The 20,116-nt window shown below is 71.1% G+C and carries 20 protein-coding genes; 14 read left to right on the plus strand and 6 right to left on the minus strand.

The window, feature by feature from the left end:
- The 4 genes from ACWEOO_RS31680 to ACWEOO_RS31695 all read left to right on the plus strand — a co-directional run.
- The coding region (locus ACWEOO_RS31680) for a class I SAM-dependent methyltransferase (protein WP_452146155.1) at nucleotides 1–497 on the plus strand (497 nt) is incomplete at its 5' end.
- 62 nt (nucleotides 498–559) lie between these two features.
- The gene (gene galE, locus ACWEOO_RS31685; protein ID WP_452146156.1) at nucleotides 560–1,513 is read left to right on the plus strand and encodes a UDP-glucose 4-epimerase GalE; all 954 of its coding nucleotides are present in this window, start codon (nucleotides 560–562) and stop codon (nucleotides 1,511–1,513) included.
- 85 nt (nucleotides 1,514–1,598) lie between these two features.
- Nucleotides 1,599–2,018 (plus strand): cyclic nucleotide-binding domain-containing protein, encoded by a 420-nt coding sequence (locus ACWEOO_RS31690; protein ID WP_452146157.1) that lies wholly within the window; start codon nucleotides 1,599–1,601, stop codon nucleotides 2,016–2,018.
- A 31-nt stretch (nucleotides 2,019–2,049) separates the two neighbouring features.
- Nucleotides 2,050–5,262, plus strand: coding sequence for an AAA family ATPase (locus tag ACWEOO_RS31695; protein ID WP_452146158.1), 3,213 nt, complete (start codon nucleotides 2,050–2,052; stop codon nucleotides 5,260–5,262).
- Here ACWEOO_RS31695 and ACWEOO_RS31700 read toward each other — a convergent pair.
- Together ACWEOO_RS31700 and ACWEOO_RS31705 are read right to left on the minus strand one after the other, a co-directional pair.
- Nucleotides 5,237–6,025, minus strand: a complete 789-nt coding sequence (locus ACWEOO_RS31700) for an SDR family NAD(P)-dependent oxidoreductase (protein ID WP_452146159.1) — start codon at nucleotides 6,023–6,025, stop codon at nucleotides 5,237–5,239. The two genes, ACWEOO_RS31695 and ACWEOO_RS31700, sit on opposite strands and share 26 nt — an antisense overlap.
- A 1-nt stretch (nucleotide 6,026) precedes the next feature.
- Nucleotides 6,027–6,707: a TIGR03089 family protein gene (locus ACWEOO_RS31705; RefSeq protein ID WP_452146160.1), complete on the minus strand. Its 681-nt coding sequence runs from the start codon at nucleotides 6,705–6,707 to the stop codon at nucleotides 6,027–6,029.
- 67 nt (nucleotides 6,708–6,774) lie between these two features.
- Here ACWEOO_RS31705 and tatA point away from each other — a divergent pair, with 67 nt between their 5' ends.
- Nucleotides 6,775–7,071 (plus strand): twin-arginine translocase TatA/TatE family subunit, encoded by a 297-nt coding sequence (gene tatA, locus ACWEOO_RS31710; RefSeq protein WP_452146161.1) that lies wholly within the window; start codon nucleotides 6,775–6,777, stop codon nucleotides 7,069–7,071.
- On the opposite strand, the gene ACWEOO_RS31715 is transcribed toward tatA, so the two are convergent.
- Nucleotides 7,027–7,941 carry a LysR family transcriptional regulator gene (locus ACWEOO_RS31715; protein ID WP_359935268.1) on the minus strand — a complete coding sequence of 305 codons (915 nt, stop codon included), beginning with the start codon at nucleotides 7,939–7,941 and terminating at the stop codon, nucleotides 7,027–7,029. The genes tatA and ACWEOO_RS31715 overlap by 45 nt on opposite strands.
- A gap of 70 nt (nucleotides 7,942–8,011) precedes the next feature.
- Between ACWEOO_RS31715 and ACWEOO_RS31720 the strand changes: the two genes are divergently transcribed.
- From ACWEOO_RS31720 to ACWEOO_RS31750, 7 genes are all read left to right on the plus strand, one after another.
- The gene (locus ACWEOO_RS31720; protein ID WP_452146162.1) at nucleotides 8,012–8,824 is read left to right on the plus strand and encodes an SDR family NAD(P)-dependent oxidoreductase; all 813 of its coding nucleotides are present in this window, start codon (nucleotides 8,012–8,014) and stop codon (nucleotides 8,822–8,824) included.
- 119 nt (nucleotides 8,825–8,943) lie between these two features.
- On the plus strand, nucleotides 8,944–10,281 hold the full coding sequence (locus ACWEOO_RS31725) for a hemolysin family protein (RefSeq protein ID WP_452146163.1): 1,338 nt from the start codon (nucleotides 8,944–8,946) through the stop codon (nucleotides 10,279–10,281).
- Nucleotides 10,278–11,360 (plus strand): hemolysin family protein, encoded by a 1,083-nt coding sequence (locus tag ACWEOO_RS31730; protein ID WP_452146164.1) that lies wholly within the window; start codon nucleotides 10,278–10,280, stop codon nucleotides 11,358–11,360. The genes ACWEOO_RS31725 and ACWEOO_RS31730 overlap by 4 nt, the downstream gene beginning before the upstream one ends.
- A gap of 104 nt (nucleotides 11,361–11,464) precedes the next feature.
- Nucleotides 11,465–12,535 (plus strand): NAD(+)/NADH kinase, encoded by a 1,071-nt coding sequence (locus tag ACWEOO_RS31735; protein ID WP_359935276.1) that lies wholly within the window; start codon nucleotides 11,465–11,467, stop codon nucleotides 12,533–12,535.
- 11 nt (nucleotides 12,536–12,546) lie between these two features.
- On the plus strand, nucleotides 12,547–13,641 hold the full coding sequence (locus tag ACWEOO_RS31740; protein WP_452146165.1) for a mannose-1-phosphate guanylyltransferase: 1,095 nt from the start codon (nucleotides 12,547–12,549) through the stop codon (nucleotides 13,639–13,641).
- A gap of 102 nt (nucleotides 13,642–13,743) precedes the next feature.
- Nucleotides 13,744–14,109, plus strand: a complete 366-nt coding sequence (locus ACWEOO_RS31745) for a YciI family protein (RefSeq protein WP_359935280.1) — start codon at nucleotides 13,744–13,746, stop codon at nucleotides 14,107–14,109.
- The gene (locus tag ACWEOO_RS31750) at nucleotides 14,109–15,326 is read left to right on the plus strand and encodes an RNA polymerase sigma factor (protein ID WP_452146166.1); all 1,218 of its coding nucleotides are present in this window, start codon (nucleotides 14,109–14,111) and stop codon (nucleotides 15,324–15,326) included. The genes ACWEOO_RS31745 and ACWEOO_RS31750 overlap by 1 nt, the downstream gene beginning before the upstream one ends.
- Nucleotides 15,327–15,381: 55 nt before the next feature.
- Here the strand turns inward: ACWEOO_RS31750 and ACWEOO_RS31755 are convergent, their stop codons facing one another.
- From ACWEOO_RS31755 to cofD, 3 genes are all read right to left on the minus strand, one after another.
- Nucleotides 15,382–16,098, minus strand: a complete 717-nt coding sequence (locus ACWEOO_RS31755) for a DUF3105 domain-containing protein (protein ID WP_359935284.1) — start codon at nucleotides 16,096–16,098, stop codon at nucleotides 15,382–15,384.
- An 85-nt stretch (nucleotides 16,099–16,183) separates the two neighbouring features.
- A complete protein-coding gene (locus ACWEOO_RS31760) occupies nucleotides 16,184–17,158 on the minus strand; it encodes a coenzyme F420-0:L-glutamate ligase (RefSeq protein WP_452146167.1) in 975 nt (324 codons plus the stop codon).
- Nucleotides 17,155–18,132: a 2-phospho-L-lactate transferase gene (gene cofD / locus ACWEOO_RS31765; RefSeq protein WP_452146168.1), complete on the minus strand. Its 978-nt coding sequence runs from the start codon at nucleotides 18,130–18,132 to the stop codon at nucleotides 17,155–17,157. The genes ACWEOO_RS31760 and cofD overlap by 4 nt, the downstream gene beginning before the upstream one ends.
- A 114-nt stretch (nucleotides 18,133–18,246) precedes the next feature.
- Between cofD and ACWEOO_RS31770 the strand changes: the two genes are divergently transcribed.
- On the plus strand, nucleotides 18,247–19,509 hold the full coding sequence (locus tag ACWEOO_RS31770) for a hypothetical protein (RefSeq protein ID WP_452146169.1): 1,263 nt from the start codon (nucleotides 18,247–18,249) through the stop codon (nucleotides 19,507–19,509).
- A 342-nt stretch (nucleotides 19,510–19,851) separates the two neighbouring features.
- Nucleotides 19,852–20,103: a WhiB family transcriptional regulator gene (locus ACWEOO_RS31775; RefSeq protein WP_020389877.1), complete on the plus strand. Its 252-nt coding sequence runs from the start codon at nucleotides 19,852–19,854 to the stop codon at nucleotides 20,101–20,103.
- Nucleotides 20,104–20,116: the final 13 nt, after the last annotated feature.

Consider the following 20,116-nt stretch of genomic DNA (forward strand, 5'->3'; position numbering starts at 1 on the left):
TGGCCGGCGTGCCGGTGGTGCTGTACTCGAAGGCCAAGAACGCGACCAAGTGGTCGGTGGTCGCGACGGACCTGAACGACGAGACCCTCGCGGTCGCGCGGACCCGGTCCTACGGCCCGGCCGAGGTCCGTTTCGAGACTGCGGACGCGTACGACCTCGGGGCTGTCGAGGGCCGCTTCGACGCGGTTTTCGCGGGTTTCTTCTGGTCGCACGTGCCCCGGGCCGACGTACGGCGCTGGGTCCGGGGGCTGATGGATCGGGTCGAGCCGGGCGGCGTGGTGATCCTCGCCGACAACCGGTACGTGGAGGGCAGCAACTATCCGATCACCCGGACGACGGCCGGCGGGGACACGTACCAGACCCGGCAACTGTCGGACGGGCGCACGTTCGAGGTGCTGAAGAACTTCCCGACCCGCGAGGAGCTCGCGGCCGAGGTCGCGCCGGCCGAGGCGGAGTGGACCGAGCTGACCTACTTCTGGCTGGCAACCGTCTGCTGATTTGGTACGGGTTCGGCCCGTTTCCGGCGTTCCGGGTGCGGCCTGGTGGCAGGATCTGAGACATGACGTGGCTCGTGACTGGTGGTGCTGGGTACATCGGGGCGCATGTGGTGCGTGCGTTCCGCAACGACGGGATCGACGTGGTCGTGATCGACGACCTGTCGAGCGGGAAGGCGGAGTTCGTCCCGGACGGCGTGCCGTTCGTACGGGCGAACCTGCTCGACGCGACGGCTGTCCGGAAGGCGCTCGAGGGTGTCGACGGCGTCGTGCACCTGGCCGGCTTCAAGTACGCCGGGGTCTCGGTCGAGCGCCCGCTGCACACGTACACGCAGAACGTGACCGCGATGGTGTCGCTGCTCGAGGCGATGGCGGAGACGTCGGTGCGCAACATCGTGTTCTCGTCCAGCGCCGGCGTGTACGGCACCCCGAAGGACGAGGTCGTCACCGAGGACACCGAGCCCGACCCGCAGTCGCCGTACGGCGAGTCGAAGCTGATCGGCGAGTGGCTGCTCCGCGACCAGGCGGCCGCGACCGAGCTGCACCACACCTCGCTGCGCTACTTCAACGTCGTGGGCTCCGGCGACCCGACGGTGTACGACGCCTCGCCGTACAACCTGTTCCCGATCGTGTGCGACCTGCTCACCCAAGGGAAGGTGCCGCAGATCTACGGCATCGACCACCCGACCCCGGACGGTACGTCGGTGAAGGACTACGTCCACGTCGCCGACCTGGCCCGTGCGCACGTGGCCGCCGCCCGCGCACTCGAGTCCGGCAAGACCCTCGAACCGGTCTACAACCTCGGCAGCGGCACCGGCACGTCGGTCCGCGAGATCATGGACGCCGCCCGCCGGGTCACCGGCATCGACTTCACCCCGACCGAGGGCCCGCGCCGCCCGGGCGACCCGTCCCGCGTCGTCGCGAACGGCGACCTGGCCGCCCGCGACCTGGCCTGGCAGAACACGTACACGGTCGACGACATGTTCGCCACCGCCTGGGAAGCCTGGCCGAAAAGCTGAGTGGTGAGCGATCCCCGGCGGTTGTAGCCTGTGGCGCAGTTCACAGTTGCTGCCCGGACCTGGGCACGATCGAGGGGTGCGATCCATGAGTCACGAGAGCCTGCCGCAGTTCCTGGCGAAGATCGATCTCTTCGAGGGGCTGTCCAAGGACACGTTGTCCGACCTGATCGAGCGTGGCACCACGCTGAAGGTTCCGGCCGGCAGCCGGGTGATCGAGCAGGGTGCGCACGATGCCGGCCTGCAGGTGGTGCTTGACGGCTCGGCCGCCGTGGAGGTCAACGGCGTCGTCCGTGAGCCGCTGGGAGTCGGGGACTACTTCGGCGAGATCTCGCTGATCGACGGCCGGCCGCGGTCCGCGACAGTGGTGGCCGGACCGGACGGGCTGAGCACGTTCGCCCTGTCCGCCCTGGCGTTCGAGCCGGTCGTGAAGGAGAACCCGGAGGTCGCCCAGGCGTTGCTCAAAGCCCTGACCGCCCGGATCCGCGACCTCGAGTCCGAGAGCTGAACCGATCCGGCCCGAACCGCCTGGGGGCGCGATGACCGAGGAACGCAAGGTCGTCACGGTGCTGTTCTGCGACCTCGTGGGCTTCACCACCGCGTCCGAGTCCGCCGATCCCGAGGACGTCCGGCGCTGGCTGGCGCCGTACCACTCGACCCTGCGACAGACGGTCGAGCGGTACGGCGGAACCGTGGAGAAGTTCGCCGGGGACGCCATCCTGGCCGTCTTCGGCGCGCCGCGGTCCCGGGAGGACGACGCCGAACGGGCGGTCCGGGCCGGCCTGGCGATCCTCGAGGCGGTGCGGACGCTGCCGGACGGGCCGCTGGAGGTCCGGATCGGCATCGAGACGGGTGAGGCGCTCGTCCAGCTGACCGCGCGACCCGAGCTCGGCGAGCCGTTCGTCACCGGCGTGGTGGTCAACCTCGCGGCCCGCCTGCAGTCCTCCGCGCCGATCGGTGCGGTCGTCGTCGGGCACGGCACCCACGAGGCGACGCACCGCGTCTTCGGCTACGACGCGCTGGAACCCGTTGCGGCCAAGGGAATCAGCCGTCCGGTCGAATGCTGGCAGGCCGGCCCGCCGCGAGCACGCTTCGGGACCGACGTCATCCGCGATCTCACGACGCCGATGGTCGGCCGGCAGCGCGATCTGACCTTGCTGTGCACGGCGTTCGAGAAGGCCCTCGCGGAGCGGGTGCCGCAGTTCGTCACCCTGCTCGGCGAACCGGGCATCGGCAAGTCACGTCTGACCGCGGAGTTCGGCGCCTGGCTGGACCGGCACGAGGAGCTCGTCACCTGGCGCGAAGGCCGATCGTTGCCGTACGGCGAGACGCCGTTCGGGCCGATCGCCGAGATCTTCAAGCTGCAGGCCGGGATCCTGGACACCGACCCGCCCGTGCAGGCCGTGGCCAAGCTCGACGCGATCGTGCCCGACGGCGCGGACCGTGCCTGGCTGCGGGCCCGGGTCGGCCCCTTGGTCGGCGCCGACCAGTCGGCCCAGCCGGGGCCGGCGACCCAGGAGGAGTCGTTCGCGGCCTGGCGGCAACTGCTGGAGTCGTTCGCCGAGCAGTCGCCCGTGGTCCTGGTGTTCGAGGATCTGCACTGGGCGACGGACGCGATGCTCGCCTTCGTCGATCACCTGGCCGAATGGCTGACCGACCTGCCGCTGGTGGTCGTCGTCACCGCCCGGCCCGAGCTGCTCGAACGCGGACCGCAGTGGACCCGCGGCGTCCAGAACGCCCTCACCCTCGGCCTGTCACCGCTGACGGCGGACGAGACCGATCAACTCCTCACCGGGATGTTCGCCGGCCAGGACGTGCCGGCGGAGATCCGGCAGCGACTGGTACGCCGTGCCGACGGCAACCCCTTGTACGCCGAGGAACTCGCGCGGGTCGTGACCGACTGCGGCCCGGACCAAGCCACCGCTGCCGAGCTGCCCGCGGGCATCGCCGCACTCATCGCGGCACGGCTGGACACGCTGGAACCCGATCGCAAGGCGCTGCTCGCGGATGCCGCCGTGGTGGGCCGGGTGTTCTGGGCCGAAGCCGTCGCCGCCATGTCCGGACAGGACCCGGCGGACGTCGTCCAAGCGCTCCAGCTATTGGCCCGCAAGGAGTTGGTGCGACCGGTCCGGCGGTCGTCGATGCTGGACCAGCACGAGTACTCCTTCTGGCATGCACTGACCCGCGATGTGGCCTACAGCCAGGTGCCGCGCGCGGCCCGGTCGGCGCGGCACCTCGCTGCCGCGGACTGGCTCGAGCTGCGGTGCGCTGCCTGTCAGGCCGAGACGCCGAACCTGATCGCGTACCACCTGACGACCGCACTCGACCTGGCCGCCGCCCAAGGCGACACCGCCGCGGTGGCGCAGATCGCGCCACGGGCCCGTCATCACCAATTGGCGGCCGCGGAGCTGGCGATGAACCTCGACACCAACGAGGCGCTCGCCCTGCTCGACCGCGCGCTGGCCCTGAGCCCGGCCGGCGATCCCGAACGTCCCACGGTCCTGCTGCGCTGGGGCTGGGCGGCTTTCCAGGCGGGCCGCCTGGACGACGCCCAGGCCGCGTACCTCGACGCGATCGCCGGATTCGAGGCGATCGGCGACGTCCGTGGAGTCGCACTCGCCTTGAGAGCCTCGACGTACTCGCTGAGCAGCATGGAGGAGAGCCTGGCGACGGTCGACCGGGCGGTCGGGATGCTCGAGGAGCTCGGGCCGAGCGAGGACCTGGTGCTGCTGCTGTCGGGGCAGGCGAGTATCCGGGTGGTCGCGAGCCGCTATCAGGATGCGATCGACTCGGCGAACCGTGCCCTGCGGATCGCGACCGAGCAGGGGTACGCCGTACCGCACCGGGCTCTGGAGTCGCGAGGGCTCGCCCGGGTCGGTCTGGGGGACACCGGTGGGCTGGTCGACGTCAAGGAGGCGCTGACCGCGCTGCTCGAGGGCGGCCGGGGGCGCGATGCGGCGGTGACGTGGCTGAACTACGGCTGGGTGCTGTGGCAGATCGAGGGACCGCTGGTTGCCCTGGGCGAGCTGGAAGCGGCGCGCGATTTCTCCGCCCGGCGCCGGCTGGCCGAGATGGAGGAGCAGATCGGCTGTACCGTCCTGCAGTTGCTGATCGAGACCGGCCGGTCGGCCGAGGTGATCGCGGCGTGCCGGGCCCAGCTCGAGCGTCCTTCACCGGCGTTCACCGTGTTGCGGCGCATCGAGGTCCTCGGTGCGCTGGCGGTGGCGGAGGCCGACGCCGGCCTTCCCGGCGCTCGCGATCACGCCGAGGAGGCGTACCGGCTGGCGGTGGAGGCGGGCTGGCCGGACATGATCGCCGTCGCGGCCTCGCCCGCGGCGACGACGCGTGCGCGCGACGGCGACCGGGACGGCGTGCTGGAGATCCTGCGGTTGCTCGCCTCGCTGGCCGATCTGCAGGGCAGCATCGAATTCGACGTCCGCCTGCCGTCCTTGGTGCGGGCGGCGCTCGCCGTGGGGCACGACGACGCCGCGGCCGTGCTCGCGGATTTCGTGGAGCCGGTGCTGCCGATGCGTGACTACGCCGCGACGACGGCCCGGGCGCTGCTCGCCGAGCACCGCGGCGACACCGAGGCCGCGGCCGCCGGATTCGCGCGCGCAGCCGCGGACTGGGGTGCCTTCGGCAACAAACTCGAACAGGCCCACGCGCTGCGTGGCCTGCACCGCACCACGGGCGATCCCGATGCTCTCGCCGAAGCCGAGCAGCTGGTCAGCTCCCGGGATACTCCTTCTTGAACGCCCCCGACGGTGTCAGGTCGAGGACGCCGGGGCCGGTGAGGACGCCGCCCTCGACGGGCAGGGTGTGGCCGGTGATCCAGGACGCGTCGTCGGAGGCGAGGAAGGCGACCGCGGCGGCGATGTCCTCGGGCTCGCCGATCCGGCCGAGCGGGTACATCGCGCCGAAGCGCTCCAGCGTGTCCGGCTGGTTGTCCCAGTTCGGGGTCCGGATGGTGCCTGGGGCAACGACATTGAAGCGGACGCCGAGTTCGCCGTACCGGGCCGCGTAGTTCACGGTCATCGCGATCTGCCCGGCCTTGGCCGCGGAGTACTCGACGTTGCCGAAGGCGGCGATCCCGTTCACCGAGCTGATCGTGACCACGTTGCCGCGGTTCTTCACCAGTTGCGGCAGCGCGGCCTGGATGCAGCGCGAGGCGCCGACCAGCGTCAGGTCCAGCTGCGCGTGGAACTCCTCGGGCGTCGCGTCTTCGGGCACCGACCGGACGATGCACCCGCCGGCGTTGTTCACCACCACGTCGAGGCGGCCGAAATGCTCGACCGCGGCCGCGACGGCGGCCTGCACCTCGCCGGTGTCGGTCACGTCGAGGTGGAACGGCAGCGCCCGCTCGCCGATCCCGGCCGCGACCTCGGCGAGCTTGTCCTCCTGGAGATCGGTCACCAGCACCGCGGCGCCCTCGGCGGCCAGCCGCCGGGCGACCGCCGCACCGATGCCCTGCGCCGCCGCCGTGACCAGTGCGACCTTTCCTTCGAACCGCTGCACGCTACCCCTCCACCACTCGGTCGACCTTCTCGTCCGCGACCCGGCGCTCCACCTTGGCGGGGTCCAGATTCCTGCAGAGCACGATCGAACCACCTCCGGCGATCACCCCGACCAGCAGTCCCAGCCCGTGGCGGTCCACCAGGCTCCGGGTGACCAGGATCCGGTCTCCGACGGGCTCCGCCGCGCCGATCAGGTCCTCGTGGGTGAGCTCGTCGTACGCCGCTGAGGCCGGCGTCGGCGGGTCGAACGGCACGAACACGTCCGGGTGGTTGTAGACCTCGGCGCCGTAGTCCTGGACGCCGTCCGGCAACGGCTCGCGGAAGCGGCCGCCGAGCGGGAGCAGCGCGGAGGCGACCGTCTCGCGCTCGCCGCGGATCGCGACGTCCGGGCCGGTGATCGCGAGCGTGCCGGTGCCGCTGGTCAGCGCGGCGCCGGCCGACCAGGTGGACAGCGCCCAGACCACGCCGAGCCAGTGCGGCGGCAGCCCGATCGCGACGGTCTCGCCGGACTCGAGGTCGTACTCGTCGACGAGCAGGTTGGCGGTCTTCGCGACCCAGTTCGCGGTGGTGACCGCGCTGAGCTCGATGCGCTCGCCGCTCGCGTCGTCGTAGTAGGTGAGGAACGGGGCGGCGCCGTCCCGGCGGACCGCGGCCGCGAACAGCTCGGGCAGAACTCGTGACATATGGCCCACCCTACGGTTCGCGGACCGACGTACGTTGGACGGGGATTGACCGGAAAGAAGGCTTGTCATGGTGCCAGAACTCGCGCTGCCCGAAGGCGGCGAATGGATCGTCATCCTGGTCATCGTCGTCCTGCTGTTCGGCGCGAAGAAACTCCCCGAGCTGACCCGGAACGCGGCCCGCGCGATGAAGGAGTTCGACAAGGCCCGGCACGGTGACGACGAGACGCCGCCGCAGGTCACGCAGGCGGCTCCCCAGGCCACGGCTCCGCAGGCGTCGGCTCCGCAGGCGCCGGCTCCGCAGGCGCCGGCTCCGCAGGGCTCAGGTGATCTCGAGGGCGGCGGCGCGCAGGGCGTCGGCCAGTAGCGCGACCGGCTCCGGGAGCCGGCCGGGCAGCCGGGCGAGGATCGTCCGGCGCAGTTCCTGCGGACCGCCCCGGACGGTGACCACGCGGACACCGGGCGGCACCGCCGACGCCATCGACGCGGAGATCGTGGTGAGTCCTGCCCCGGCCGCGACCAGGTGGAGCTTCGCGAGCCAGTCGCGGACCGTGTGCGCGATCAGTGGCCGCTCGTCCAGACCGGGCCAGACGCCCATCCACAGCTCGCTGCTCGACGCGGGCCCGGCGATCCACCGCTGGCCGCGCAGCTCGCCGACGTCCACCGCGTCGTACGCCGCGAGCGGATGACCGGTCGGCACCGCCAGCCGCAGGCTCCGCTCCGCGAGCGTCTCGAGCTTCAAGGCCGGCGACTCGGCGTCCGGCGGGCGGAACGGCGGTGCGGACGCGATCAGCGCGAGGTCGATCGTCCCGGCGCGCAACGCCCGGACCAGCGTCGGCGTGGAGCCCTCCCGCGTCGTCACGGTGATCGCCGGGTGCGTACGCCGTACCGCGCTGACGGCGCGTGGCACCAGGACCGCGCCGGCGCTCGGGAACCAGCCCAGCCGCACCGTTCCGCCTTCGGCCGGCAGGCCGGCCAGTTCGCGGGCCGTCGCGTCGATCCGGTCGAGGACGGCGGCGGCGTTGCGGAGGACGACCTGTCCCGCGGCGGTGACGACGACGCCTTCGCGGCGGCGCTCGAGCAGCTGGTTGCCCGCGGCGCGTTCGAGTGCGGCGATCTGGCGGGACACGGCCGACTGCGTGTACCCCAGCGCGGCCGCCGCGGCGGTGAACGTGCCCCGCTCCGCCACCTCCCGGAACACCCGCAGCGCGACCAGCGAGACGTCGGTGAAGTCCATGACATCTACGCATATCACCTGTGCGGAACTTTCGCTGGAGTCATACCGGTCGCCGACCTACGTTGGCCTCATGAGAACAGCACTGGTGACCGGCGCCAATCAAGGCATCGGATATGCGTTGGTGGCAGAACTGGCGAAGCGGATGAACCCCGAGGACCTGGTCCTCCTGACCGGCAGGAACCCGGAACGCGTCGCCGCCGCGGCGTCCCGGGTCGAGGGGAAGGCGAGGGTCGAGGGCCGGGTTCTGGATGTGACCGACGGGGACGCGGTGGCTCGGCTGGCCGAGGAGCTCGGTGGTGTGGACATCGTGGTGTCCAACGCTGTCGGGCCGTTGGAGCCGGGGAAGCCGGCGCAGGAGCAGGTGGACGAATTCGTCGACGTGGCCAATCTCGGGGCGCAGCACGTGGTGCGTGCGTTCGGGCCGATCCTGCGGCCGGGTGGGCGGTTGATCGTGGTGGCCAGTTCGCTGGGGACGCTGGCGCAGCTGCCCGAGGAGTTGTGGGACCGGTTCGACGGCGCCTCGCTGGAGGACGTCGAGAAGGTCGTGGAGGAGTGGCGTACGGCGGTGCACGACGGGAGCGCGCAGCAGCAGGGCTGGCCGGAGTGGATCAACCTGCCGTCGAAGGTGGCCCAGGTGGCCGCGGTCCGCGCGGTCGCGGCCGAGCGCCGCGAGCGGGATCTCGTGGAGAACACCCTGGTCGCGTCCGTCTGCCCGGGCCTCGTCGACACCCGCGCGTCGCGCCCGTGGTTCGACGACTTCAGCCAGGCGAAGTCCCCGGCCGAGGCCGTCGTACCGATCGCCGACCTGATCCTCGCCGACGGCGTCGACCCGGCCCGGTACGGTGAGCTGATCCGCGACGGGGAGGTGCTCCCCTGGAAGTAGGATCCCGCTGGTTAGGTTAGCCTAACTAGCGTGCAGGGTATGACGATCCGCGGTGAGATCAGGCGGTCGACCGGCGACCCGCAGTACTGCAGTCGCCGGAGCTCTCATAAGGTCGTCCCATGCTGATCCTGGCCGGCCTGGGCCTGATCCTGGTGCTGACCGTTGCCACCGGCTACTTCGTCTCCCAGGAATTCGCGTACGTCGCCGTCGACCGGAGCCGCCTGCAGACGCTCGCCGCGGACGGTGACGCGGCCGCCGCGCGAGCACTGAAAGTCACCGCGCGGTTGTCGTTCGTGTTGTCCGGGGCGCAGGTCGGCATCACCATCACCGCCCTGCTGGCCGGGTACTTCGCCGAGCCGTACCTCGGCGCGGGGCTCGAGCACCTGCTCGGCGGGGCCGGCGTGCCGGACGCGGTGAGCAGGTCGATCTCGGTGATCCTGGCGTTGCTGCTGGCAACGATCATCCAGATGGTGCTCGGCGAGCTGGCGCCGAAGAACCTGGCGATCGCGAAGGCCGAGGCGATCGCGCTCCGGCTGGCCCGCTCGACCCTGCTGTACCTGACCGTCGCCGGGCCGCTGATCCACCTGTTCGACTCGGCGTCGAACCGGATCCTGCGCCGGGTCGGGATCGAACCGGTCGAGGAACTGCCGCAGGGCGCGACCGCGCAGGAGCTCGACCGGATCATCGAGACGTCGTACGAACAGGGCCTGCTCGACCAGGACACGACGCGGCTGCTCGACCGCGGCCTCGACTTCCGCGGCCGGACCGCGGGCGAGGCGATGGTGCCGCGGGTCGACGTGGTCACCGTGCACCGCGAGGAGCCGCTGACCCGGGTCGTCGAGCTGCAGGACACCGGGCACAGCAGGTTCCCGGTGATCGGGGCCTCGGTCGACGAGGTGATCGGCGTGGTCGCGATCGGCGAGGTGGTCGAGCTCGAACCGGCCGACCGCGCGACGATCGCCGTCGGTTCGCTGGCGTCGCAGCCGGTCGCCGTCCCGACGACGCTGCCGCTGCCCGCGGTCCTCGAGCGGCTCCGGGTCGCGCGCCGGCAGCTCGCGATCGTCGTCGACGAGTACGGCGGGTTCGCGGGCATCGTGTCGCTGGAGGACATCGCCGAGGAGCTGGTCGGCGAGATCCGCGACGAGGACGACCTGCCCGAGACCGGGCTGGTGCAGGGCGGCGACGGGTCGTGGGAGGTCCCGGCCCGGTGGCGGCTCGACGAGGTCGCCGAGGCGACCGGCGTACAGCTGCCGGACAGCGACGACTACGAGACGGTGTCCGGTCTGGTGATGGCGCGGCTCGGCCGGATCCCGGACGTCGGCGACTCGCTGGTCGTGGAGCTGCCGCACCGGATCGACCACGACGGGCGGCCGGTCCCGGCCGAGTTCGTCCGGCTGACGGTGCGGACGATCGAGCGCCGGGTGCCGGGCGTCGTCGAGATGGAGCGGACGGCATGAGTACGACGTGGGCGTTGATCATCTCCGCCGTACTGCTCGCGCTGAACGGGTTCTTCGTCGCGGCCGAGTTCGCGCTGGTCGCGTCGAAGCGGCACCGGCTGGAGGAGGCCGCCGCGTCCGGCAGCCTCGCGGCGCGGGCCGCGATCGCCGGGGTCAGCGAGCTGTCGCTGATGCTCGCAGGCGCTCAGCTCGGGATCACGTTGTGCACGCTGGGGCTCGGTTCACTGAGCGAGCCCGCGGTCGCGCAGCTGCTGCATCCGCTCTTCGAGCTGGCCCACGTGCCGGAAGGCGTCGGGCATGTGATCGCGCTGATCATCGCGGTCGCCGGGATCGGCCTGCTGCACGTGCTGCTCGGGGAGATGGCGCCTAAGTCGTGGGCGATCAGCGATCCCGAGCGGTCGGCGCTGGTGCTGGCGCTGCCGTTCCGCGGGTTCACGTACCTCTTCCGGCCGCTGCTGATCGTCCTCAACTGGCTCGCCAACCTGTGCGTCCGGCTGGTCGGCGTCACGCCGCAGAACGAGCTCGCCAACGCGCACGGCCCGGACGAGCTGCGGCTGCTGATCGAGTCGTCCCGCGAACACGGCACCCTCGCGGAACCCGAGCACGAACTCCTCACCGCGATGCTCGCGTTGCAGAACACCACCGTCGGCCAGGTGATGACGCCGATCGGCCGGCTGTCCACGGTGCCGTCGACCGCGACCGCCCGCGAGGTCGAACTCACCAGCCGCCGCGAAGGTCACTCCCGCCTGGCCGTGGTCAGCTCCGGTACGGACGGGGAGACCGGGATCTGCGGCATCGTCCACGTCCGCGACGCCGCCCGGGCGACCACCGCCGGCGACACCGCCGCGCGCGCGGCCGGGCTGATGATGCCCGCCCTCGAACTGGGCGAGAACACCCCGGTCGCCAAGGCCATCCGCACCATGCGCGACGAACGCTCCCAGCTGGCCGTGGTCTGCGGCGGCGACCGCGCGATCGGCGTGGTCGCCCTCGAGGACCTCCTCGAAGAGGTCATCGGCGAGTTCAACGACGAGACCGACCCCATCATCACCGCCGCCACCCGCATCGACCCCACCCCGTAGCCCCACTTTGAGCACGCACCAACCGGGCGGTGGTGCCCGAAGTGGTTGGTGGGCGCCCAAGGTCGGCGGGTTACGGTTGGGGTGGCTAGCGCGGAGGAGGGTTTGTGGCGATCAAGCGGCTCGGGCTGGTGGTGCATCAGGGACGGCCGGTGGCGGTGGAGACGGCCGAGACGGTGCGCAAATGGGCGACCGCGCACGACATCGGCTGCACCGACATCGACGTCTGGAAGGACCACCAGGAGCGGCGCACCGGGACCGACGAGCTGCATCACGCCGGTGACCCGGATCTGGTGGTCACGCTCGGCGGCGACGGGACCTTCCTGCGCGGCGCGCGGATCGCGGCCAAGAACAACGCCGCCGTCCTCGGGGTCGACCTCGGCAAGGTCGGCTTCCTGACCGAGGTGGCCTGCAAGGACGTCGAGAAGGCGCTCGAGGCGGTCCTGCACGGCGGCGCGACGTACGAGGAGCGGATGACGCTGACCATGCGCGCGTCGCGTCCGCTGGAGATCCCGACCGGGATCGAGTCGCTGCTGCGGTACGGGCACGGGCCGGCGCTGCCCCCGCCGCCGGTGCGGCACGAGATGGCCGAGGGCGACGGCTGGGGGATGGCGCTGGACGTGACCGCGTTGAACGACGTGGTCGTGGAGAAGCTCGCCCGCGACCACCAGGTGGCGCTCGGCGTGTACCTGTCCGGCCGGCTGCTGGCGTCGTACTCGGCCGACGCGGTGATCGTGGCGACGCCGACCGGTTCGACGGCGTACAGCTTCGCGGCCGGCGGCCCGATCCTGTCGCCGAACACCGAAGCGATCGTGTTCACCCCGGTCGCCCCGCACATGACCTTCAACCGGACGGTCGTCGCGGCCCCGGACGAGGCGATCGCGCTGCGGGTGCTGCCGCACTCGGGGCAGGCCGCGGTCAGCATCGACGGGCAGTTGCGCGGCGTCCTCGACCCGGGCGACTGGATCGGCGTGTACGGGTCGCCGCAGCGGCTGCGGCTGGTCCGGCTGCGGCCGACGGACTTCTACGGCCGGCTGCGGGACCGTTTCCGGCTCACGGACGCGCCCGCGACGGCGCTCGACGGGCAGTCCGAGCTGTTCTGGCAGCCCGCGAACACCCCGGTGCCGCCGGACCTGCAGCATCTGCGGATCCCGCAGCCGCCTGGTGACGACCGGTAGGGTCTCTCCTCATGCGAAACGTGGTGATCCTGGCGGGTGGTTCGGGGACGCGGCTGTGGCCGATGTCGAGAGACGACCGGCCGAAGCAGGTGCTGCCGCTGGCAGCGGGACAGTCGCTGCTGCGGGTGGCGTACAACCGGCTGCTCGGCCTGGTGGAACCGGAGAACATCTACGTCTGCACGGTCGGCGCGATCACCGACGTCGTCCGCCAGGAGCTGCCGGAGCTCGGCCCGCACAACATCATCGGCGAGCCCGCCCGGCGGGACACCGCGAACGCGGTCGGCCTGGCCTCCGCGGTGGTCGCGCGCAACGACCCGGACGCGGTGGTGGCGTTCGTCGGGTCGGATCACCTGATCAGCCCGGAGGACGAGTTCCGGGCCGCGATCGAGCACGGCTTCGAGGTGGTGGAGGCGCGGCCGCGGTCGCTGGTGACGTTCGGGATCGAGCCGACGCACCCGCACACCGGGCTCGGCTACATCGAGCGCGGCGCCCCGATCGAGGGTACGTCGGCGTACGTCGTGGACCGTTTCCGGGAGAAGCCGGACCGGGAGACCGCGGAGGAGTACCTGGCCACCGGGCGGTTCTGGTGGAACTCCGGGATGTTCGTGTGGCAGGCGTCGACGGTGCTGAACGTGCTCGACGCGCTGCTGCCGGAGTCGGCCGCGCGGCTGCGCGACGTCGCCGCGGTCTGGGACACCCCGGAGCGGGAGGCGACTCTCGCCGAGGTCTACCCGAACCTGCGCAAGATCAGCGTCGACTACGCGGTCATGGAGCCGGCCTCGCAGGGCAAGGTCGACGCGGACGTGGTCGTCGTACCGATGCCGGTGCACTGGCTGGACGTCGGCTCGTGGGCCGCGCTCGCGGACACCTACACCGCCGACGCGCACGGCAACCGCACCGACAGCGTCACGCTGAGCTGCCTGCTCGACTCGCACGACAACATCATCGTCACCGACGACCCGGACCACCTGGTCGCCGCGGTCGGCTTGCGCAGCCACATCATCGTCCACACCCAGGACGTCACCATGGTCTGTCCGCTCTCCGACGGCGAACGCGTCAAGGACCTGGTGGCCCAGGTCCAGTCCGACCACTCGAGCTATATCTAGCCCACGGCGAAATTCTTCGGGAGCGTTGTCGATCCGGGAACTTCCCGTTCGACCTGTGGGGGCGAGGGCCGAGAGGCGGCTCCGCGGGACGAGGAGGACACGATGCCGAAGTACATGCTGATCATGCGGGGCACCGACGAGTCGAACGCGGCGATGATGGCCTCGATCGAGGAGTCGATGGCCGCGACCCGGCAGCTGATCGAGGAGATGCTGAAGGACGGCGTGCTGCTGGCGGCCGAAGGGCTGGACGATCCGCGGCGGGGTGTCGTGGTCGACTTCGGCGGCGAGGCCCCGGTGGTGACGGACGGGCCGTACGGCGAGACGAAGGAGCTGTTCGGCGGCTACTTCCTGCTGGACGTCGCCTCGCAGTCCGAGGCGGTCGAGTGGGCGAAGCGGGTCCCGGCGGCGCGCGGTTCCAAGATCGAGGTCCGCCGGGTGGCCGGCGACGACGAGGTCCCGGAAGTCTGATGGGTACGGCGGCCGACGTCGCGGCTGTCTGGCGGATCGAGTCGGCGCGGATCGTGGCCGCGCTGACCCGGTTCACCGGCGACTTCGGGCTGGCCGAGGACGCGGCGCAGGAGGCGGTGGCCGAGGCGCTGGAGGCGTGGTCGCGCGACTACCCGGCCGATCCGGCCGGCTGGCTGATGACCACGGCCCGGCGGCGGGCCATCGACGTGATCCGCCGCCGCGTCGCCCTGCGCGACCGGTATGCGCTGCTGGCGGCCGCGGCGCCGCTCGACGAGGAGATCGATCCCGAGACGATCGACGACGACGTCCTGGCGCTGATGTTCATCAGCTGCCACCCGGTGCTCGCACCCGAGGCCCGGATCGCGCTGACCCTGCGCGTTGTGGCCGGTCTGTCCAGCGAGGAGATCGCCCGCGCGTTCCTCGTACCGGTGCCGACCGTGCAGGCGCGCATCACCCGCGGCAAGAAGACGATCGCCGCCGCCGGGATACCGTTCGAGCTGCCGCCGCCGGACGAGCGCCGGGAGCGGCTGAGCAGCGTGCTCAGCGTCCTCTACGTGATCTTCACCGAGGGCTCGACGGCCACGTCCGGTGATCGGCTGGTCCGGCCGGACGTCGCGTACGAGGCCATCCGGCTGGCGCGCACCCTGGCGGCGCTGCTGCCGGCCGAGCCGGAGGTCCACGGCCTGCTCGCGTTGTGCGAGCTGACCGCCGCACGCTTCCCGGCCCGGACCGCGCCCGACGGTACGCCGATCCTCCTCGAGGACCAGGACCGGACGCGCTGGGACTTCGCGGCGATCCGGCGTGGGCTCGCGGCGCTGACCGTGGCGTCCACCCGCGGCTTGGGTCCGTACGGCCTGCAGGCCGCGATCGCCGCCGCCCATGCGTCGGCACTGTCCGTCGAGGACACCGACTGGGACCGAATCGTGGTCCTGTATGAGGCCCTGGGCCGCGTCGCCCCCTCACCGGTCGTCGAACTCAACCGAGCCGTCGCAGTAGCCATGGCCACCGGCCCGGCCGAGGCGCTCCGCATTGTCGACGAGTTGATCGCCACGGACCGCCTGCCCGGGTCCCATCTGGTCCCCACCGTGCGCGGCGAACTGCTCACCCGCCTCGGCCGCCGCCCGGAGGCCCGCGCCGAACTCGAACTGGCTGCCCGGCTCTGTCCCAACCGGCCCGAACGCTCGGTCCTGCTCCGCAAGGCCGCCGCCCTGGACTGAACGAGAACGCCCCCGAGGAGATGCTCCTCGGGGGCGTTGCGCACAGGGCTCGGCGTCAGCCGCCGTTCGGCTCTTGGGCGTCGGTGGCCGGGTACTTGTCCATGAACTGCTTCAGGGCGTCGCCGCTGACCGAGCCGCAGAACTGGCGGTGGCCGAAGGACTTGTTGGAGGCGTCCGGGCCGCTCCAGTGCGCGAACGCCAGGTTCTTGCCGTCCGGCCAGGCCTTGCCTTCGTCCTGCTTGAAGGGGGCGGCGATGAACTTGTTGAGGGAGCTGTCTGGGAGCTTCGACTTGGCGATCTTCTCGATCTGGTCGATCTGGTCCTTCGGCAGCGTGTCCCGGTACCAGAGGATCGTGTAGCCGTGCTCCAGGTTGTGCACCAGGTTCTCGACCGCGGGCCGGTCGCCGGTGGAGTAGAACTTCTTGTCGAACGGCGCCCAGTTCGGGTAGTGCGGGCCGGAGGACGGCGGAGACACCGGGTACATGATCTTCTCGCCGTCGGGGCGGTGGTCCTGGGTGCCGCCGCCGTCGTCGTTGGTGACCGCGTCGCAGGACGCCGCCGACGCGGCGACGCCGAAGTCGGTCAGGGTCTGGTTCTTGGTCCGGGAGTCCTGGATCAGCTTGATCGCCGGGTAGGCGATGATGGCCAGGCCGACCACGATCGAGCACACCACGATGAGGATCGTGCGGCGGCGGTCCGACCGCGCCTGCTCGCGCTGCATCTTCTCGATCATCTCGCGGCGCGACTGCTTCTGCGACGACGCTTTACCCACAGTGTTGGTCTTCCCGGAAGGGGCGGCCACCGCGCCGCCTGGCGAAGGCAGTGTACGAGGTGACCCTAAGAAGTTGCCTAGAAAACTACTTCGACCGTGAGCCGAACGTGACCGTCGCCTCGTTCCCCGGGCCGGGGCGCACGGTCACGCCGTACCCCTCGGCATGCAGCAGGACGGCGAGCCGCTCGGCGATCACACCTACCGTGACGGGCTCGTCGCCGAACACCGTGACAGCGTTGTCGTCCGCCTGCAGCCGAACACCGTCGACCTCGGTGAGCAGCCCCGACCACAGCGCCGGATCCACTGCGCACGGCGCGGCCGGCGCCTGCCGCTCGAGCACGGCGGCCCGCGCCGCCTCCCGCGTCCCCAGGCTGAACATGTCGTGCTCGGCGTCCCGGACCAGCGCCCGCGCACCTGGCCCGTGCTCACCGACAGGCAGCACGGCGTCGTCCAGCCCACGCAGTACGGCGACCGGCACGCCGTCGGCCTTGCCCTTCACCAGTTCGCTGGCGCTCGCGATCTCGTCGGCCAGCGCCGGCTCGGTCACCGCGAGGACGTTGCCGTGGCTGTCCGTCGTACCGCGGAGGTCCTCGACGACGCGGACGCCGGCGGCGCCGATCGCGAGGTCGGTCTGGCCGTTGCGCCACGGGCGGCCGAGCGTGTCCGTGATGACGATCCCGACGTTGACGTCGTACCGCTGCTTCAACTCGGCTCGCAGGGCGCGCGCCGACGCGTCCGGGTCGACCGGGAGCAACAGGACGGTGCCGGGTGCGGTGTTGGACGTGTCCGTGCCCGCGGCGGCCATCACCAGGCCGTGCCGGGTCTGCACGATCCGGGTCTCACCACGCTGCGCGACGACCCGCACCAGCTCGGCGTCGACCGCCTCGCGACGGGTGCCGTGCGTCAGCCGGCCCTCCGCCTTGCTGACGATCTTCGACGTCACCGAGACGACGTCGCCGTCGCGCAGGTCGGTGCCGTCGGCGATCAGTGCGGCCAGGTCGTCGCCGGCCGTCACCTCCGGCAGTCCGGTCACCGGGAAGATCTCCAGGTGCTTCCTCATCGCCGTACGGCCTCCGCAAGGGTCAGTGCCGCGTCAGCCATCGCGGCGGTGGTGGTCTCGTCCGTCATCCACAACGGCACGGCCTGGACGTGAATTCCGGCGCCGGCGATCGAGTCCGCCTGGATCGCGTCGGAGGTGTCGATCAGCCAGCCGTCCAGGATGCCGCCGGAGGTGCGGGAGCCGTAGTACCGCGCGACCGCCGACGCCGTCGACGCCACACCGACGGTGGCGAGCACCTTGTCGGCCATACCGCGGACCGGTCCGGTGCCGATGATCGGCGACAGCCCGATGACCGGCGCCGCGGTCTCCCGCACCGCGTCCCGGATCCCCGGTACGCCGAGGATGGTGCCGACCGAGACGACCGGGTTGGACGGCGGCACGATCAGCACGTCGCAGTCCGCGATCGCCTCCAGTACGCCGGGTGCGGGCTTGGCCTTGTCGGCGCCGACGGCAACGATCTGGTGCGCGGGGACCTCGGCCTGGTAGCGCACCCAGTACTCCTGGAAATGAATGGCTTTGCGCCGTCCGGGCTGCTCGGGGTCGTCCACCACCACGTGGGTCTCGATCCGGTCGTCGCTCATCGGCAGCAACCGCACCGGCAGCTTCCACCGGCTGCAGAGCGCCTCGGTGACCGCGCTGAGTGTGAAGCCGGCGTCCAGCATCTGGGTGCGCACCAGGTGCGTGGCCACGTCCCGGTCGCCGAGCCCGAACCAGGTCGGCTCCACGCCGTACGCCGCGAGCTCCTCCTTGATCACCCAGGTCTCGTCCTCGCGGCCCCACTTCCGCTCCTCCGAGATGCCGCCGCCGAGCGTGTACATCACGGTGTCCAGGTCGGGACAGACCCGCAGACCGAACAGGGTGATGTCGTCCGCGGTGTTCCCCACGACGGTGATCTCGGCGTCCGGGCGGGCCTTCAGCAGGCCGCGCAGGAAGGTGGAGCCGCCGATGCCGCCGGCCAGCACTGTCAATCGCATGGGAAGAGTCTGCCCGAGTCGTCAATGCGTCGGACCACCGCACGACTATGCTGCGGTGAGTCAGCACATCCGCACAGCTCAGTTGTACGGCCCCCCAACATCCGAGGAGCCCTCGTGGTCACCGACGCAACCAAGAAGCTCAGAGAGCCGGTCGCGTACATCTTGCTCGCATTCACCGGCCTGCTCGCGCTGGCCTCGCTGTTCCAGTTGTTCGTCGGCGGGATCGGCTTCGTCGCCGCGTCCGGTGGCGTGCACAGCCTGATCGTCCCGCCGGCCTTCCCGTCGCTGGTGGTGATCGCTGCGCTGGTCGGTGCGGTCTGGCTGGTGAACGAAGGCGAGCGGACGCCGAACGCGCGGATCGTCGTGCTGGGCGCGCTCGTCGTCACCGGTCTGCTCCTGCTGATCGGCCTGATCGCCACGTTCGCGCAGTTCAACGGCAGCGGCACGACTGGTGACAAGATCGTCGGCTTCATCGCCTCGATCGGCGGTCTCGCGCTGTACGGCGGTGTCGGCCTGTACGCGCTGAAGACGTTCCAGACCCTGCCCGCGCCGGTGCGTGCGCCGAAGCCGGGCCAGTTCCAGCAGCAGGGGCAGCCGGGTCAGTTCGGCCAGCAGGCGCCGTACGGTCAGCAGCAGGGCTACGGCCAGCAGGGCTACGAGCAGCAGGGCCAGCAGTACGGCGGTCAGTACGACCAGGGCCAGCAGTACGGCGGTTACGCGGCCGGCGCTGCTGCGGGTGCCGCTGGTGGCTACGCCGCCGGCCAGGACCAGGGCCAGCAGTGGCCGCAGGAGCAGGGCTGGAACCAGGGCGAGCAGCAGCAGAACTGGTCGGCCGGTGAGGCCGAGGCCCAGCAGCACGGCCAGCACGCGGCGCAGCACGGTGCGCAGCCGGGCGCCGAGCAGGCGTGGCCCGCCGAGGGGCAGGGCGTCGAGCCGACGCAGGCGTGGAGCTCCGAAGGCCAGCAGCAGTGGGGCGGCCAGGAGCAGGGTCAGCAGGCCCAGCAGTGGCCGCAGGAGCAGCAGTGGGGCGGCGCCGACGCCGGTCAGCAGCAGTGGGGCGGCCAGGAGTACGGCCAGCAGACCCCCGCGGGCCAGGAGTACGGCCAGCAGGCTGCGTCCGGTCAGGAGTGGGGCCAGCCGGAGCACGGCGCTGCAGAGGGTTCCCAGGAGCAGGCCGAAGCTCAGCCCGCCCAGCAGGCGTGGCAGCAGGAGCAGGCCTGGCAGGCCGACGAGACGCCGGCCGCGGAGCCGAAGCCGAGCGAGCCGCAGGCCGAGTCCGCCGACGAGACCCGGGTCGACCCGCGGGTCGACTCCGACAAGAACGACCAGAACCAGCAGGGTCAGGGTCAGCAGGGCTGGTGGTCGCAGCCTTCCTGATCGGGCAACAGTTCGGGCGGTCTGCGACAGCAAGCCCTTACCGAGCTCTACGGGAAAATCCCGGCAACATCAGGTTTGTGCCCGGGTACACAGCGCGAGAGGCCTGTATCTACAGGCCTCTCGTTCTTTTGCGGGCATGTTGCGGATGATCCCAATAGCAGAGCACGGCTTGACTTTCGTGGATTGCAGGAATGTAATTTCAACCGTGTCGTTCGTTAGGACACTCGGTATCGGGGACCGTTGCAGAGCGCAGGACGGACGAGGTCAGGCATGTGGACCGCAAACCCACATGTACAGGGGAACGAACAGGGTCGAGGAGGTCGGACCGTGACAGAGAGCCTGATGGCGATTGTCGACGGTGAGGCGATCGAGGAGGAGCCGAACTGGCAGGAAAGGGCGCTGTGCGCCCAGACCGACCCAGAAGCGTTCTTCCCGGAGAAGGGCGGATCCACCCGCGAGGCCAAAAAGGTGTGCCTCGGCTGCGACGTCCGGGGCGAATGCCTCGAGTACGCGCTGCAGAACGACGAGCGCTTCGGGATCTGGGGCGGCCTGTCGGAACGGGAACGCCGCAAGCTGAAGAAGAAGGCCGTCTGACGGTCCGAACACC

The organism is Kribbella sp. NPDC004138, assembly GCF_053603655.1.